Raw genomic sequence first — 14312 nt, 5'->3', positions numbered from 1 at the left:
ATATCGTTATCGATGGTCTTCGGTAAGCCTACTACCGTCAACTCGTAGCCATTCTCATGCAAATAAGCAGCTAAATCTGCCGCCGTAGTATTGGTGTCATCGCCACCAATAGTATGGAGTACATCTACACCGTCTTGCTTCAAACGCTCGGCAGCCACCTGCAAGGCATTTTCGCCCGGTTTAATAAGACCGCGCTCTACTAAATTCTGAGAATTAGTGAGCTTTACGCGCGAATTTCCAATCGGCGATCCGCCAAAATTTTTCAATACCCCAGCATTCTTCCGAGCCTCTTCGTCAAAGACTATATAGTTACCGGTGAGCAAGCCGTGATAGCCATATTGATAACCAATAATTTCAATACTCGGATCGTATGCATCGTAGCGCTCAATTAATTCTCCAACTGCGGTAGAGAGGCAAGGAGCGAAGCCACCTGCCGTTAGTAATGCTACCCGCCGAACTGACATGGTTTCCCTTTCTTTTTCGTTATTAAAGTCCTACTAGCTATTTCAAAAACTATTTAGCGAGCTTTTCGCGCAGAATACGCGCCGCTTCTCGGCTTATCTCCCGCGGTTGAATAGGATACTGCAAAATAGCATTTGGAGCCGCCGAGCGCGCTAGCCACTCATCTTGCGGGCGCGCAATGAGTACTATATAAGGCATATCCGGCACATATTCATCGCGGACTTTCTTTCCCAATCCGATTCCGCCTAGCTTCTTCGCTTCGGCGTCCAGAATCAAAAGGGAAATTTCTCTCTCTTGTACTTTTAATTCCGCTCCTGGCCAAGTAGCCGCTTCTACCCAATTGATTTCGGGTAAATCACTCGCAAGATGGGTACCAATCGCCGCTATTACTTCTTCCCGCACCGTACGATTATCGGAATACACCATCACATTGACGGTTCCCGGCTCGGCGGAAATTTTTTCTTCTCTTTCTGCCATTCTTCCTCCTACCTAGCAGCTAAAGAGCATTCTCTCTAAGTGTAGCGATAATCTAATTTTTGAGCTACTGAGCACAGCACCTATTTACTTTTATTCTTGCGGAGCTGGGCCAGCCATCTGCCCCACAATATCTACCACTACTGCATATGCCCCCGCAGTCGGCGATTTAGTATCACTAGTAGCTGGTTTCTCGATGAGCACTCGCGATCCTATCGGAATTCCGATTAGAGAATCGAATACGCTTCCACTACCAATCTGCACTGGCTGCGGCCCAGTAGATACATAGGTACTCTCCCCATTGGAGTTATCCCAGAACGACATCGCATACTGAATATAAGCAGTAGTATTCTTGTCTCCGAGTGGTTTTCCACTACCACGCGCGATTACCGTAGCTTTCTGGGCAGTCGGCTCCGGGATTCCCGATTTTACTTTCACCTCTATTGGAGCCCCTAATTCTCCGGTAATCTCCACTGGAAGTTTGGCAATATCAGCTTCTTTGGCTGCATTAGCTTCACCCGCCTGATTGCGCCCATAAGAATCGATTATTTCTATATAGAAGGAAATTACATCTTCCGGCCCGATACCCGCATTCTTATTTCCACCCTGCGGACCATATCCTAAATTAGCCGGCACGCTAAGCATTAAATGTGTACCTACTTTTTGCCCAGCTAAACCGTCTTTCCAACCTGCTATCACCTGATTTAATGAAAATCCACTCGGAACTCCCCGCTCAAAAGAGGAATCGAAAGGTTTATCGTTACCCCAAACTTGCCCTACGTAATGAGCGATTACAAAATCATCTGCAGCTACTTCTTTACCGTCACCGGCTTTATCCACCTGCACCTCTAATTTTTCCGGCGCCTTAGTAGCGGGAAATTTTATCTTTGTGCTGGCATCCTTCCCCACTAACTCTAATTTTTCGCCGTTCCAAGCCGGGAGCTTATCTGCTTTTCCTTTTCCAGATTCGGAGCCGCTACAAGCAGCAATGCCAAAGGCTAGAATTCCCACTAGGAAAAGGGCAGTAATTTTACGCTTCATGAATTTGTCCTTAATCGCAGATTTACCTTAAAAAATATTGGGAAATATCTCAGTGAAAAGATTCTCCACATGCGCAGGTGCCTACCGCATTTGGATTGTCAATAGTGAATCCTTGCCGCTCAATCGTATCAGCGAAATCGACCGTAGCGCCATCTAAATAAGGCGCCGACATCTCATCTACCACAACTTCTACCCCCGAAAATTCGCGAAGTAAATCTCCCTCTAAAAGGCGCTCGTCAAAATAAAGCTGATAAATAAGCCCCGAGCATCCCCCGGGTTGCACAGATACACGCAAACGCAAATCATCCCGGCCTTCCTGCTCTAATAAAGATTTCACTTTCGCAGCCGCCGCCTCAGTAAGTAATACTCCATGCGTAGCTGGTTCTTGCTTATCGCTCATTTAATTTCCTCTCTTATATTTTTAGCAGGCAGTCCTAAAAAGTTACTTTAGTCTTTTCCTAAAGAGTGCGCCAACCCTGAGTATCACCAGCCCCAAGTGTGCGCTAAACGCTGCACCGCCTGCTCTAATTGGGCCGGAGTAACCTGCACAGTTGGAAACTGCATATACTGCGGTAGCGGTAAAAAAGCGGCTTCTGGATGCAGCTCATAGCAGCCGGCTAGCCCGTATTGCGGAATATCTCCCCGGCGCAGAGTAGAAAAATCCGTGAGCACGAGGCAAGCAATAGCACGCTGGGTTGCCACCTGCGCAATCTGGCGTAAACCGGCCGGAAAATCGGCTGCTATATTTCCCCCGATATAGGCCACTAAATCAGCAGTGGCCATAGCTTCCTGCAATTCCACTCCGATATGAGCTGTATATAAATATTCACCTAGCGGCCAACAGGGAATATCGCAGAGAGCGCCTAAGAATCCTATTCCACCGCCTACACCTGAATTAACAGAATGGGCAGAGCGCGCAGAAAGCGGAGAACTTTCCGAGTGGATAGAAAAATTGGATTCGCGGCTTTCCACGCTTTGAGCGCTGAGCAAATCTGGATAGTAGTGATCGGCTATTTTCCCTATTTTATGCACCCACTCCCCGACTTGCCGCGAAAAATCTTGCGCTTCTTCTCCGGGGATACCGTAGTGCATCCAGCTGCGCGCCATACCCGAAATACCGTCCAGCACTTGCGGCGTATCAAAGGTAATTACCGCCTGCAGCTCTTGTAAGGTGCGGCGCAGTGCCAGATAGCTGCCAGCTAAATTGTTTTCTTTAGATACGCAAAAACTGCCTAAAAATCCTTTCCCTAAATCCGTAGGCGCCATGAAGCGCGGTAAGTGCAGATGTAGACTCTCCACTCCGAACTCCGGCAAAGTTTGTACAGCTTTTCCTAGGTCAGCAGTGGAGCCAGTCAAAGATTTTTGGCCATACCAGCTGTGGGTGGTGGCGCAATCTATTACCGCATGCCGACCCTGCGCCACCGAAAAAGCGGGATATGGAAGCGGGAGCGGAGTAATTTCCCCCGCCACCGCTTCGTATACCTCCGCTAGTCCACTCCCCACGCCTGGAAGCGGACTTCCTTCCGTGAAAAGGAAAATTTGCAGAGTATCCTCTGGGCGCACTTCTTTCCAAGCTGTCTGCGCAATATCGGCTACTTGCTGCCCAGTCAAACCGGGCAGCGGTAGGCTCAGTAATAAGATATTCATCGACTATTTCCGCAGCCGAGCAGGGATTTTACTCCCCGAGCTTAGAAAGCAATAGTGCTTCGGCTGTAATCGCTTTCTGCCAATCACCTAGATGCAAAGATTCATTGGCGGAGTGGGCGCGCGAATCTGGATCTTCTACCCCCGTCACCAAAATTTCCGCATTTGGGAATAGCTCAGCTAAATCCGAAATAAAAGGTATCGAACCCCCAATACCCATATTTATCGGCTCCACTCCCCAGGCCTCATGCAGAGCCCAATGAGCCATTTCGTTCGCCGGAGAATCGGTATCAGCAATAAAAGAAGGGCCGCATTCATTTACCCGCACATCAATATGCGCTCCAAAAGGCACATGCGTGCGCATATGCTCTTCTAAAGCCGCCGCCGCTGCCCGCGGATCTTGCCCCGGAGCTACTCGCAGCGAAAGAGTGAATTCCACCTGCGGAATCAGCGTATTAGAAGCTACTTCATTCGGAGTTACGTCCATGCCGATTACCGAAATAGTCGGTTTAGTCCAGAGCCGCGAAGTGAGCGAACCACTGCCAGCAAACTCTACTCCATCCAAAATACCGGTATCTTTGCGAAGCACTTCTTCTTCATAATCAACGGTGGCAGTATCAGATTGAGCTAAGCCCTCCACAGCGATATTCCCAGCTTCGTCATGAAAAGTAGCAATAAGCCGAGCGGCCACGGTGACCGCATCAATTACCGGCCCGGAATACATTCCCGAATGTACCGGGTGGTCCAACACTGCTACCCGCGCACTCATCTGCACTACTCCACGGAGCGAGGTAGTGAGAGAAGGAATACCTACCTGCCAATTATTAGAATCAGCTACGACTATCACATCAGCTTGTAATTCTTTTTTATAGGTATGGAGGAAATCGACGAAAGTTGGCGAACCTACCTCTTCTTCTCCCTCTACGAAAAGCGTAATTCCCACTCCGGGATGGGCCGCTTCAATTGCCGCTAGATGCAGGACTACCCCCGCTTTATCGTCAGCTGCGCCCCGCCCAAATAGCCGGCCATCTTTTTCTACAGCTTGAAAAGGTTGCGTATTCCAGAGCTCTAAATCGCCGGTGGGTTGTACATCGTGATGGGCATAGAGCAGTACCGTCGGTTTCCCCGGTGCCGCCGGGCGCTGCGCCAAAATAGCTGGCCGCCCTTTTTTACCAGAATCGGTCTCTAAGTTTATTATCTGCGCCGAAAGCCCCAGTTTTTCTGCTTCTGCCGCAATCCACTTTGCCGAACGCTGCAAGGTAGATTGATCAAAAGAATCTACCGAGATAGAGGGAATCGCCACCAAATCTACTAATTTACTTTGCCATTTAGAAAAATTATTTTTCACTTGCAAAGTCACTTCATCTATATTCATATTTCCATTCTAAAGCAGAATTTCTCAGGCCGCCCAGGCTAATAATCCCGGTTACGTATTTTATTCCGGAATTAGCTAGAATAAGGGAGCTGCTGTTTAGCGAGTAAAGGATGTTTTCTTGATATTCAAAAAGAAGGAATCTGCCCCAGAAAAAGAAGCAGAAAAGACCCCGCAGAAGCTCGCGGGAGGCTATACCCCACCCAAAGGTGTGCCTACTCCCAAGCGGAGAGACGTAGAAGCTCGTAATCGTCGCCCAATCGTAGCAGATCGGCGCCGGATGAGCCGCAGCGAAAAGAAAGCCTGGAAGCAAGAAAACCGCCGAAAAAATGACGAACTCTATCAGCGCCAGCAGCAAGCTATGCGCAGCGGCGATGAGACGCATATGCCGCCGCAGCATAAAGGAAAAATTCGCCGGTGGGGTCGAGATTTCGTAGATGCCTCCGCTCCTATTTCGGCTATGTTTATGCCGATTGCGATTCTGCTCATGTTGCCCTTAATGTTTTTGCAAGTGCGCTTACCACAAATTTCGCGCTACAGCGTGCCTCTGCTCTACGCACTTTTCATTCTGATGGGCCTGCATTCTTTCATAGTGGCAAAACTGGCAAAATTACTCGCTGGCTATCATTTCGGATTTGCCGATGTGCCGCGCGGTTATCTAATGCAAATGTTTGGCCGCGGCTTTTATTTTCGCCGCTGGCGCCTCCCCTCTCCGCAAGTAAAACGCGGAGAATTTCCAGAAGGAGTGAGCTGGAATGATATAAAGGCCGCCTATCGCGCGCAACGTGCGTATAAGAAGAAGAAATAGACCGGCCTCTTCGGAGAGGAAACGAGCGGCGAGCAATTTTTGAGAGAGGGAAAAGATAATGGTCAGTATAGAAGTAGTGGAAAAATTAGATTCTCTGGCAGCTCCGCTCGCCGTCGGCATAAAAGAGGAAAAAGATTCTCACCAGATTCAGGTGCTGAGTAATATCCCAGATTCCACATTTTTAACGCAACTCTCTTCTTCCCTTACCGCTGTGGGCGCAGATTGTACTCTCGGAGAGAGTTGCCTTATTCCTTCTCCGCTCGATTCGCGCTATCCCTTAATCGCTTCTGGCTTAACCGAAACTGACTCAGATGCGCTCCGCCAAGCTGCCGGAGCCGCTATCCGCGCGGGGCAAAAGGCACTCAGCAAATACCAAGAAAAAGACGCCACTATTTCCCCCGTAGTGATTGCGCTTCCCCACAATCGCGCAGATCAGCTGCAAGCTATTTTAGAAGGTGCACTGCTGGGCGCCTATCAATTTACTTCCTATCGGCAAGCAAAGAAGGCACAGTTAGAAAGAATTATCGTGCTCTCTGCGGTGGAAAATCCAGAAAAAATTATTGCCAAAGCACAGCTGATTGCACAGGCAGTATACCAAGTACGCGATCTAGTAAATACGCCGGCGCGCGATTTGAATCCGCAAGATTTAGCAGATATCGCGGTAGCGGAAGCGGCAAAGTATGGTTGCCAAGCAAAGGTATTCGCAGGAGCTGATTTAGCTAAGGAACAACTTGCCGGAATAGCAGCGGTAGGTGCGGGATCTGCCACGCCGCCGCGCCTGGTACGCGTGGAATGGGCACCGGCGCAAGCCAATTATTCTATCGCCTTGGTAGGGAAAGGAATTACTTTCGACAGTGGCGGTTATTCTCTGAAGCCACCTACTTCTATGGTGGATATGAAGACGGATATGACGGGCGCAGCCACCGTCTTGGCAGCTACACTTAGTGCGGCGCGTTTGAATTTGCCTATTCGCGTGACGGCGTGGTTGTGCTTGGCGGAAAATATGGTTTCGGCCTCTTCTATTCGCCCTGATGACGTAATCACCTACCGCAATGGGAAATCGGTAGAGATAAATAATACCGATGCAGAAGGGCGTTTAGTACTAGCAGATGGTCTTCTTATGGCCTGTGCAGAAGAACCGGATGAAGTAATAGATATTGCCACTCTCACCGGTGCAGCTGTGGTGGCGCTGGGTGAACGCCTCAGTGGCATTATGGGCACTTCGGAAATTCGAAAAGCCGTGCGCCAAGCTGCCGATACGGCGGGAGAAGCCGCTTGGGAAATGCCTTTACCCGCACATTTAGCCACCGGACTGCACAGCCGCATAGCTGATATGAAAAACTCCGGAAAGCGCCCCGGGGGAATGCTCGTGGCTGGGCTCTTCTTGCAAAACTTTGTAGGGAATACGCCGTGGGCACATATAGATATTGCCGGGCCGGCCTTCAATAATGAAAGTGCTTATGGTTATACACCAGCCGGAGCTACCGGCATAATGCTTCGCACATTAGTGCAGCATCTGGAAAATAAGTGCCAAAATTAAAGTGGGATTGAAATAACCTTAATTTTCTAAGTGGCTTTGATTCCATTGCCGCATAGCAGGTGGATAACCATCTCTAGCTACGTCATAGAGAGAAATCCCCAGCGCGGCAGCCACTTTCGCCGCTTCAGTTAAATCTGTTACGGCCCGGCGCGTCCATTCCCCGTCTACGGCCACCAGCAATAGCGCAGCAGGACTGCGGGGCGTAGCTGCTTCAAAATAGCCCTCCACCTCGGCACGGGTATCTACAAATTCTTGTAGATAGCGCTGGCGCTCTTGCTGAGCCTTTTTCTTTTTACCCCAGGGAATCTGCATTTTCTCTTCCTCTTTGCACTCTAAGTGAGCCGTATGTAAGAGCCCTACTGCTTTTATCGCTGCGTTAGAAATTCTAGTATAGAAAATTTCTCAGTGCCGCAGTGGGAAAAATATAGGCAGTGTGGTTCAATAATATTGGTAATCTTGCGGTGAGTATAGGAGAAAATAGGCAGTGACAGCGGAAAAAATATATGACCTCGCTATTCTCGGAGCTGGCAGCGGTGGATACGCGGCGGCGCTGCGCGCTGGGCAGCTGGGATTAGAGACTGCACTTATCGAAGCAGACAAAGTGGGCGGCACTTGCCTACACCGCGGCTGTATACCCGCAAAAGCGCTGCTACACACCGGCGAAGTGGCAGACGAAGTGCGCCAGAGCGCCGCGGTAGGCGTGCAGAGCCAGTTTTTAGGAATAGATATGGCGGAAGTAAATGCCTATAAAAATTCCGTCATCTCCCAGATGCATAAAGGATTACAAGGTCTGCTGCACAGCCGGAAAGTAGACGTCATTGCGGGAAGAGGCAAATTAGCCGATCCCCACACTATTGCTCTCGCAGATCGAAATATTACGGCGCGGAATATCGTGGTAGCCACTGGATCTTATCCACGCACCTTAGGGCAAAAAATAACTAAACGCGTACTCACCTCTACAGAGGCACTCGAGCTAAAAGAAGTGCCAGAAAGCGTCATCGTATTAGGTGGCGGCGTAATCGGAGTGGAGTTCGCTTCTCTCTGGGCTTCGTACGGAGCGAAAGTCAGCATTATTGAGGGACTAGAGCATCTGGTGCCGAATGAAGATGTAGAAATTTCTCGCGCCTTGGAGCGCGCCTTCCGCAAGCGCGGTATCGATTTTTATCTCAATACTCTTTTTGCCGAAGTACTAGAAAATGAAGACGGCGTACGGGTGCGCACGCAAGACGGCCAGGAATTTTCTGCTGCTTATCTGCTTATCGCGATTGGACGCGCCCCTGCCACAGACGATATCGGCTGCACGGAACTCGGATTAAAGCGAGAAAAAGGCTTTTTGTGTACCGATGAACGCTTAGCCACCAATATTGAAAATATATATGCGGTGGGCGATGTAGTGCCGGGGCTGCAACTGGCACACCGCGGATTTTTACATGGGGTATTCGTGGCAGAAGAAATCGCCGGTCTTAATCCTCGCCCACTTCGAGAGCAGAATATCCCCCGCGTCACTTTCTCTAATCCGGAGATCGCTTCGGTGGGAATGAGTGAAGAAGAAGCAAAAACTAAATATGGCGCAGAAAATATCGAAACTGCCCGCTTCAATTTGGCGGGAAATGGCAAGTCTCGTATTCTCGGAAGCGAAGGCTTTATCAAGCTAGTGCGCGAAAAATCTGGCCCTATTCTCGGATTTCATGCATTAGGTAAGCGAATAGGAGAGCAAATAGGAGAAGGAGAACTACTGGTAGGCTGGGAGGCTTATCCAGAAGATTTTGCTGATCTCATTCATGCACATCCCACCCAGAATGAAGCTATCGGAGAAGCTATTGCGGCTTTAGCTGGAAAACCACTGCACGGGTAAAGAGGAAGAAACGGAAAATAAAATGGCAGAAATTATTAAGATGCCGGCACTTGGCGAATCGGTCACGGAAGGTACCGTCACTGGTCGGCTAAAGAAAGTAGGCGAAGCTATTGCACTCGATGAAGCAGTGCTGGAAGTTTCTACCGATAAAGTAGATACCGAAGTGCCTTCTCCGGCGGCAGGTGTGCTGGCGGAAATCTACGTAGAAGCTGGGGAAACTGTAGCAGTAGGTGCGGAACTTGCGCGTATTGAAAACGATGCGGCTGCCCCCGCTGATTCTCTAAATGCTGATACGGATGCAAATTCGGAAGAAAGTGCCACCGCTACTCCGGCCGCAGCCTCCCCTACCAATTCCACTGCAGAATCCCTCTCTTCATTTCCTTCCACTCCGACCGCTCCTCCGGCACCGGCGAATAGCGAAGCCGCTGCGGAAAATGCCCAAACCGCACCAGCAACTGCGCCAATTTCCTCCGCAGCGAATAATTCAGCCCGCGCCTATGTGACGCCGATTGTGCGCCAATTGGCAAAAGAAAAACAGGTGGATTTAAGCAAAATAGAAGGTAGCGGTGTCGGCGGCCGGATTCGCCGGCAAGATGTGCTGGCCGCAGCAGCCCGGCCAACCGCCGCTCCGGCCATTTCTGGTATTTCCCCACAAGTAGGGAGCGAAGCAACTTCGGTAAAAGCACAGATACTAGAGAAAGCGGCAGCGGCCGCCGCTCTACGCGGTACAAAGCAAAAAATGACTGGCGTGCGGAAGGCTATTGCTCGCCATATGATTTCCTCGTTGGAAACTTCTGCCCAACTCACCACCGTCATGGAAGTAGATGTGACGCGGCTGGTGCAACTGCGCGCCAAAGCAAAAGATGCTTTTTATACGCGGGAAAATACTAAGCTCACCTATCTGCCGTTTTTTATCAAAGCGGCCACGGAAGCCTTGAAAGCCCATCCGATTATTAATTCTTCACTCGTAGATGAGGAAATCATTTATCACGACCGTGAGCATATCGGGGTGGCTGTAGATACCGAAAAAGGGCTGTATGTGCCGGTGATTAAGAATGCAGGCGATCTCAACATCGCCGGTCTTTCCAAGGCAGTAGCTGATTTAGCTGCTCGTACCCGCAGCGGAAAAATAGATCCAGCAGAGTTACGCGGCTCTACTTTCACTGTCACTAACACCGGATCAATTGGCGCACTCATGGATACGCCGATTATCAATCAGCCTAATGTAGCTATTTTAGGTACGGGTGTGATTCACCGCGCCCCCGGGGTAGTAAAGGATCAAGATGGAAATGAAACTATTTCTATCCGTTCTAAGTGCTATCTTTGCCTTTCCTACGACCATCGCATTATCGACGGAGCAGATGCCTCTCGATATTTACGTGATGTAAAACTCCGTTTAGAAGAAGCAGATTTTTCTGCTGAGCTTGGCGTATAAATTAGAATAGAGTAAGCAGATAAAGGAACACTGCCACAAGTGAGGGGAATAATGGCTAAAAACGATAAAGAAGCAAAAGCAAAAAAGCCGAAGAAAAAGCGCTGGTATTCTTACTTAGCTGAAGCTTATAAAGTAGCAAAAACCAGTTATTCTTGGCTTCCTTTTGCGCTGGCTGGCACCTTTTGCGGTGTCCTCCTCGTCAATTTAATCGTCGCAGCCGTCACGAAGAGCTGGATATTTTTCTCCATAAGCGGTCTCCTCTTGGCACTGTTGCTCACGCTCGTAGTGCTGACGCAGGCAGTAAAGTATGCCTCTTACAAACAGCTAGAAGATATGCCGGGAGCAGTCAGCGCGGTACTCAGCCAATTGAAGCGGGGCTGGGCAATCACCGAAGAGCCAGTACGTTTCAATGTAAAGACGCAGGATATGGTATTCCGTGCGATTGGGCGCCCCGGGGTAGTACTAATATCAGAGGGTCCTGCTAATCGCGTAAATAAATTATTGAACGAAGAACGGCGCGCTATTAAACGCATCGCTCCTTCTGCCCCGGTACATGCCCTAAAGGTCGGGAAAGAAAAAGGGCAGATACCGATCCGAAATTTACAGAAAGCTTTGCGTAAATTACCGAAGAATATTTCGAATCAAGAGGTAGCCGCCTTAGTAACCCGCTTCGATGCAGTGGGCACTAATCCGTTGCCAATTCCCAAAGGTATAGATCCCACAAAGATGAAAGTAAGTCGGCGCGCTATGCGTGGCTAAGAAGCGATATTGAGGAGTATTTTTATGTTTGCTGACGTCTCCGGCGCCCTAGATTTTATAGAAAAAGAAGATATCCAATTTTTGGATTTTCGTTTTTGTGATTTGCCGGGAGTAATGCAGCATTTTGCCATGCCGGCAACGGCAATATCGGAAACTGATTTAACCGAAGGCCTCATGTTTGACGGCTCTTCGATACGCGGCTTCACCGAGATTCACGAATCCGATATGCGCTTACTACCTGATTTAACCAGCGCCTACGTAGATCCTTTCCGCAGCCATAAGACGCTGATTATTAACTGCGCCGTGGTAGACCCCTTTACCGGAGAGCCTTATCGGCGCGATCCACGCACAATAGCTGCCCGCGCTGAGGAATACCTCCGCTCTACCGGCATTGCCGATACCGTATATATCGGAGCCGAAGCAGAATTTTACGTATTTGACGAAGTGCGCTTCGAAGATTCTCCGCAGCGCGCCTTCTACTCTTTAGATTCTCGCGAAGGGTGGTGGAACACTGGCAAAGCTGAAGCAGGCGGTAATTTAGGCTATAAGACGCGCATAAAGGGAGGATATTTCCCCGTCCCACCCAATGACCAAATAGTGGATTTGCGCGATGAGATGACCGCCCTTTGCCAGCAGGCAGGCCTCCAGATTGAACGGGAACATCACGAAGTAGGCACCGGCGGGCAGCACGAAATAAATTACCGCTTCAATACTTTGCAGGCAGCAGGCGACGATATGATGAAATTTAAGTACATCATCAAGAACACTGCCTTCACAAATGGAAAAACTGCCACTTTCATGCCAAAACCGCTCTATGGAGATAATGGCTCGGGAATGCACTGCCATCATTCCCTCTGGAAAGACGGAAAGCCACTTTTCTACGATGAGCGCGGTTATGGCGGGCTTTCTGATTTAGCACGGTGGTATATCGGTGGTCTTTTGCGCCACGCTCCCTCCCTGCTCGCATTCACTAATCCGTCTATTAATTCTTTCCACCGGCTCGTACCCGGATTCGAAGCGCCAGTGAATCTGGTGTATTCCGCCCGCAACCGTTCTGCGTGTATTCGTATTCCAGTGACGGGTAATTCTCCAAAAGCTAAGCGGGTCGAATACCGCACTCCAGATCCTTCTGCTAATCCTTACCTAGCCTTTGCTGCGCAATTAATGGCTGGGCTAGATGGCATCCGCAATCGAATTGAGCCACCGGCTCCTATCGACAAGAATCTATACGAGCTTCCTCCGGAAAAGCACGCACTTATCGATCAGTTACCGGAATCTTTGGAAGCAGCTCTGGAATGCTTGCGCGCCGATAATGATTACCTCACCGAAGGCGATGTATTCACCGACGATTTAATCGACACGTGGATTTCTTATAAGCGCGAAAATGAGATTGAGCCTTTGCGCCAGCGCCCGCATCCCTACGAGTTCTCACTCTATTACGATTTGTAAGTACTAGCTGCGGTTATTCACCGCGACAGGAAAAATCTAAGCCCCGCTGCTGGAATAATTTCTGGCAGCGGGTTTTATTTTCCCTGCGTCTCTCTTTCCCCCTCCCATACCAAAAAAGCGAAACACCTCACAAATTGAGTATATATACACACTTACGCATAATTATGTATATAGTAATAAATATCTTCAACAACTAAAGGAGCAAATCATGCGCAAGACAGCAGCTATTCTTCTCGCCTCTGCCCTCGCCCTCTCTCTAGCGGCCTGTGGCGGCAGTGGCGATGCAGATAAAAAAGATACAAACGCCGGAGCGAATACCGAAGTACTCGCCACCGACCTCAGTGGAGTAAAAACCAATGATGAAATCGCCGCAATGGTGCCAGATGCAGTGAAGGCAGACGGCAAATTAACTATTGGCGATAACGTATTCTATGCCCCCGCCGAGTTCTATGCCCCCGATGGGAAAACTGCGCAGGGTTACGATGTGGATTTCGCAAAAGCCCTCGCGAAAGTGATGGGGCTAGAAGCCGATATTCAGGATTCAGAATTCGATAGCATTATTGCCGGTATTGGTACCAAGTACGAAGTAGGTATTGCCAACTTTACAATTACTCCGGAGCGTCTCGAAGCAGTAAATATGGTGCAATACTTCTCCACCGGTTCGCTGTGGGGAGTTAAAGCCGGCAATCCGGATGGCTTCGATCCGAAGAATCCCTGCGGAGCTGTAGTAGGCGTCCAGAAGGGCACTTTCCAGGATGAAACTATTGATGCGCTCAACGATAAATGCCCAAGCGACAAGAAGATGCAAATTCAACGCTACAGTGAAGAATCCGCAGTTACCATGGCAGTGGCCGGTGGAAAGTTGAAGGCCTTCTACGCGGACTCGGCTGTAGCCGAATACGCCGTAAAGACCAGCAATAAAGCGCTGGAAGTAATAGGTGAGCCAGATAATATGGCCGGAATTGGCGTAGCAATTTCCAAGAATGACGAACAACTTACGAAAGCTATCCAAGCTGCTATTCAGGATTTAATCAAGAATGGACACTTAGCCAATATCTTCAGCACCTGGGGAATTAAAGAAGGTGTACCAACTGAAGCGGTACTGAACCCCAAGAATTAATTTGAAATAATCAGTTTCGTTCCCGGTATGGATATTATGCAAACGATAAAAGATTCTCCAGATATAGAGCATCCGCAGCTTATTAAAGCAGTGCCGGTGCGCCATTATGGCAGATGGTTCTCCGCTTTAATTGCGGGGGGAATCGCCGTAATGATTATAAATACGCTCATTACTAATCCGAAATATGAATGGGGCGTAGTGCGGGAAGTGCTTTTCAAGCCGCAAATCTTAGAAGCTATCGCCTGGACACTCGCTCTCACCGTATTAGCGATGATACTCGGCATTATTATGGCAGTAACTATGGCTATAATGCGCCGTTCGCTCAATCCGGTACTGCGGGCAGTAGCGACCGT

14 protein-coding genes and 1 pseudogene are annotated in these 14312 nt (G+C 49.3%); 8 read left to right on the top strand and 7 right to left on the bottom strand.

Features of this window, described 5'->3' with window-relative positions:
- The 6 genes from Q0X35_RS03440 to Q0X35_RS03415 form a co-directional block, all read right to left on the bottom strand.
- A partial coding sequence (locus Q0X35_RS03440; RefSeq protein ID WP_297565457.1) for a 6-phosphofructokinase occupies nucleotides 1–464 on the bottom strand: 464 nt, incomplete at its 3' end.
- Nucleotides 465–513: 49 nt separating this feature from the next.
- The gene (locus Q0X35_RS03435) at nucleotides 514–939 is read right to left on the bottom strand and encodes a two-component system response regulator (RefSeq protein WP_297565455.1); all 426 of its coding nucleotides are present in this window, start codon (nucleotides 937–939) and stop codon (nucleotides 514–516) included.
- A gap of 90 nt (nucleotides 940–1029) precedes the next feature.
- Nucleotides 1030–1977, bottom strand: coding sequence for an FKBP-type peptidyl-prolyl cis-trans isomerase (locus Q0X35_RS03430; protein WP_297565453.1), 948 nt, complete (start codon nucleotides 1975–1977; stop codon nucleotides 1030–1032).
- Between the two features lie 49 nt (nucleotides 1978–2026).
- Nucleotides 2027–2377, bottom strand: coding sequence for an iron-sulfur cluster insertion protein ErpA (gene erpA / locus Q0X35_RS03425; RefSeq protein ID WP_297565450.1), 351 nt, complete (start codon nucleotides 2375–2377; stop codon nucleotides 2027–2029).
- Between the two features lie 83 nt (nucleotides 2378–2460).
- Nucleotides 2461–3624: a hypothetical protein gene (locus tag Q0X35_RS03420; RefSeq protein ID WP_297565447.1), complete on the bottom strand. Its 1164-nt coding sequence runs from the start codon at nucleotides 3622–3624 to the stop codon at nucleotides 2461–2463.
- Between the two features lie 28 nt (nucleotides 3625–3652).
- The gene (locus Q0X35_RS03415; protein WP_297565446.1) at nucleotides 3653–4996 is read right to left on the bottom strand and encodes a dipeptidase; all 1344 of its coding nucleotides are present in this window, start codon (nucleotides 4994–4996) and stop codon (nucleotides 3653–3655) included.
- Between the two features lie 118 nt (nucleotides 4997–5114).
- Between Q0X35_RS03415 and Q0X35_RS03410 the strand changes: the two genes are divergently transcribed.
- Both Q0X35_RS03410 and Q0X35_RS03405 read left to right on the top strand, forming a co-directional pair.
- Nucleotides 5115–5801 (top strand): DUF3043 domain-containing protein, encoded by a 687-nt coding sequence (locus Q0X35_RS03410; RefSeq protein WP_297565444.1) that lies wholly within the window; start codon nucleotides 5115–5117, stop codon nucleotides 5799–5801.
- Nucleotides 5802–5859: 58 nt separating this feature from the next.
- Nucleotides 5860–7341, top strand: a complete 1482-nt coding sequence (locus tag Q0X35_RS03405; RefSeq protein ID WP_297565441.1) for a leucyl aminopeptidase — start codon at nucleotides 5860–5862, stop codon at nucleotides 7339–7341.
- Between the two features lie 18 nt (nucleotides 7342–7359).
- On the opposite strand, the gene Q0X35_RS03400 is transcribed toward Q0X35_RS03405, so the two are convergent.
- Nucleotides 7360–7653 (bottom strand): oxidoreductase, encoded by a 294-nt coding sequence (locus tag Q0X35_RS03400; protein ID WP_297565439.1) that lies wholly within the window; start codon nucleotides 7651–7653, stop codon nucleotides 7360–7362.
- A 172-nt stretch (nucleotides 7654–7825) separates the two neighbouring features.
- On the opposite strand from Q0X35_RS03400, the gene lpdA reads away from it, so the two are divergent.
- The 6 genes and pseudogenes from lpdA to Q0X35_RS03370 all read left to right on the top strand — a co-directional run.
- Nucleotides 7826–9196, top strand: coding sequence for a dihydrolipoyl dehydrogenase (lpdA, locus tag Q0X35_RS03395; protein WP_297565436.1), 1371 nt, complete (start codon nucleotides 7826–7828; stop codon nucleotides 9194–9196).
- Nucleotides 9197–9218: 22 nt separating this feature from the next.
- Nucleotides 9219–10631, top strand: coding sequence for a 2-oxoglutarate dehydrogenase, E2 component, dihydrolipoamide succinyltransferase (sucB, locus tag Q0X35_RS03390; protein ID WP_297565434.1), 1413 nt, complete (start codon nucleotides 9219–9221; stop codon nucleotides 10629–10631).
- Between the two features lie 51 nt (nucleotides 10632–10682).
- The gene (locus Q0X35_RS03385; protein ID WP_297565431.1) at nucleotides 10683–11390 is read left to right on the top strand and encodes a DUF4191 domain-containing protein; all 708 of its coding nucleotides are present in this window, start codon (nucleotides 10683–10685) and stop codon (nucleotides 11388–11390) included.
- Between the two features lie 24 nt (nucleotides 11391–11414).
- Nucleotides 11415–12839 carry a type I glutamate--ammonia ligase gene (gene glnA, locus Q0X35_RS03380; protein ID WP_297565429.1) on the top strand — a complete coding sequence of 475 codons (1425 nt, stop codon included), beginning with the start codon at nucleotides 11415–11417 and terminating at the stop codon, nucleotides 12837–12839.
- Between the two features lie 208 nt (nucleotides 12840–13047).
- Nucleotides 13048–13959 carry an ABC transporter substrate-binding protein gene (locus tag Q0X35_RS03375; protein ID WP_297565427.1) on the top strand — a complete coding sequence of 304 codons (912 nt, stop codon included), beginning with the start codon at nucleotides 13048–13050 and terminating at the stop codon, nucleotides 13957–13959.
- Between the two features lie 27 nt (nucleotides 13960–13986).
- Nucleotides 13987–14312: pseudogene (locus Q0X35_RS03370) on the top strand (amino acid ABC transporter permease); the annotation flags it as partial.

Origin of the sequence: uncultured Arcanobacterium sp. (genome assembly GCF_947253055.1) — a bacterium.
GTDB lineage: Bacteria > Actinomycetota > Actinomycetes > Actinomycetales > Actinomycetaceae > Arcanobacterium_A.
Note: the sequence above shows the minus strand (reverse complement) of the source record. Positions and strands in the feature narration are given on the sequence as shown.

Coding starts and splice junctions, on each gene's coding strand:
- Q0X35_RS03435 (WP_297565455.1), bottom strand. CDS start 939: ATGGCAGAAAGAGAAGAAAAAATTTCCGCCGAGCCGGGAACCGTCAAT.
- Q0X35_RS03430 (WP_297565453.1), bottom strand. CDS start 1,977: ATGAAGCGTAAAATTACTGCCCTTTTCCTAGTGGGAATTCTAGCCTTT.
- erpA (WP_297565450.1), bottom strand. CDS start 2,377: ATGAGCGATAAGCAAGAACCAGCTACGCATGGAGTATTACTTACTGAG.
- Q0X35_RS03420 (WP_297565447.1), bottom strand. CDS start 3,624: ATGAATATCTTATTACTGAGCCTACCGCTGCCCGGTTTGACTGGGCAG.
- Q0X35_RS03415 (WP_297565446.1), bottom strand. CDS start 4,996: ATGAATATAGATGAAGTGACTTTGCAAGTGAAAAATAATTTTTCTAAA.
- Q0X35_RS03405 (WP_297565441.1), top strand. CDS start 5,860: ATGGTCAGTATAGAAGTAGTGGAAAAATTAGATTCTCTGGCAGCTCCG.
- Q0X35_RS03400 (WP_297565439.1), bottom strand. CDS start 7,653: ATGCAGATTCCCTGGGGTAAAAAGAAAAAGGCTCAGCAAGAGCGCCAG.
- sucB (WP_297565434.1), top strand. CDS start 9,219: ATGGCAGAAATTATTAAGATGCCGGCACTTGGCGAATCGGTCACGGAA.
- Q0X35_RS03385 (WP_297565431.1), top strand. CDS start 10,683: ATGGCTAAAAACGATAAAGAAGCAAAAGCAAAAAAGCCGAAGAAAAAG.
- glnA (WP_297565429.1), top strand. CDS start 11,415: ATGTTTGCTGACGTCTCCGGCGCCCTAGATTTTATAGAAAAAGAAGAT.
- Q0X35_RS03375 (WP_297565427.1), top strand. CDS start 13,048: ATGCGCAAGACAGCAGCTATTCTTCTCGCCTCTGCCCTCGCCCTCTCT.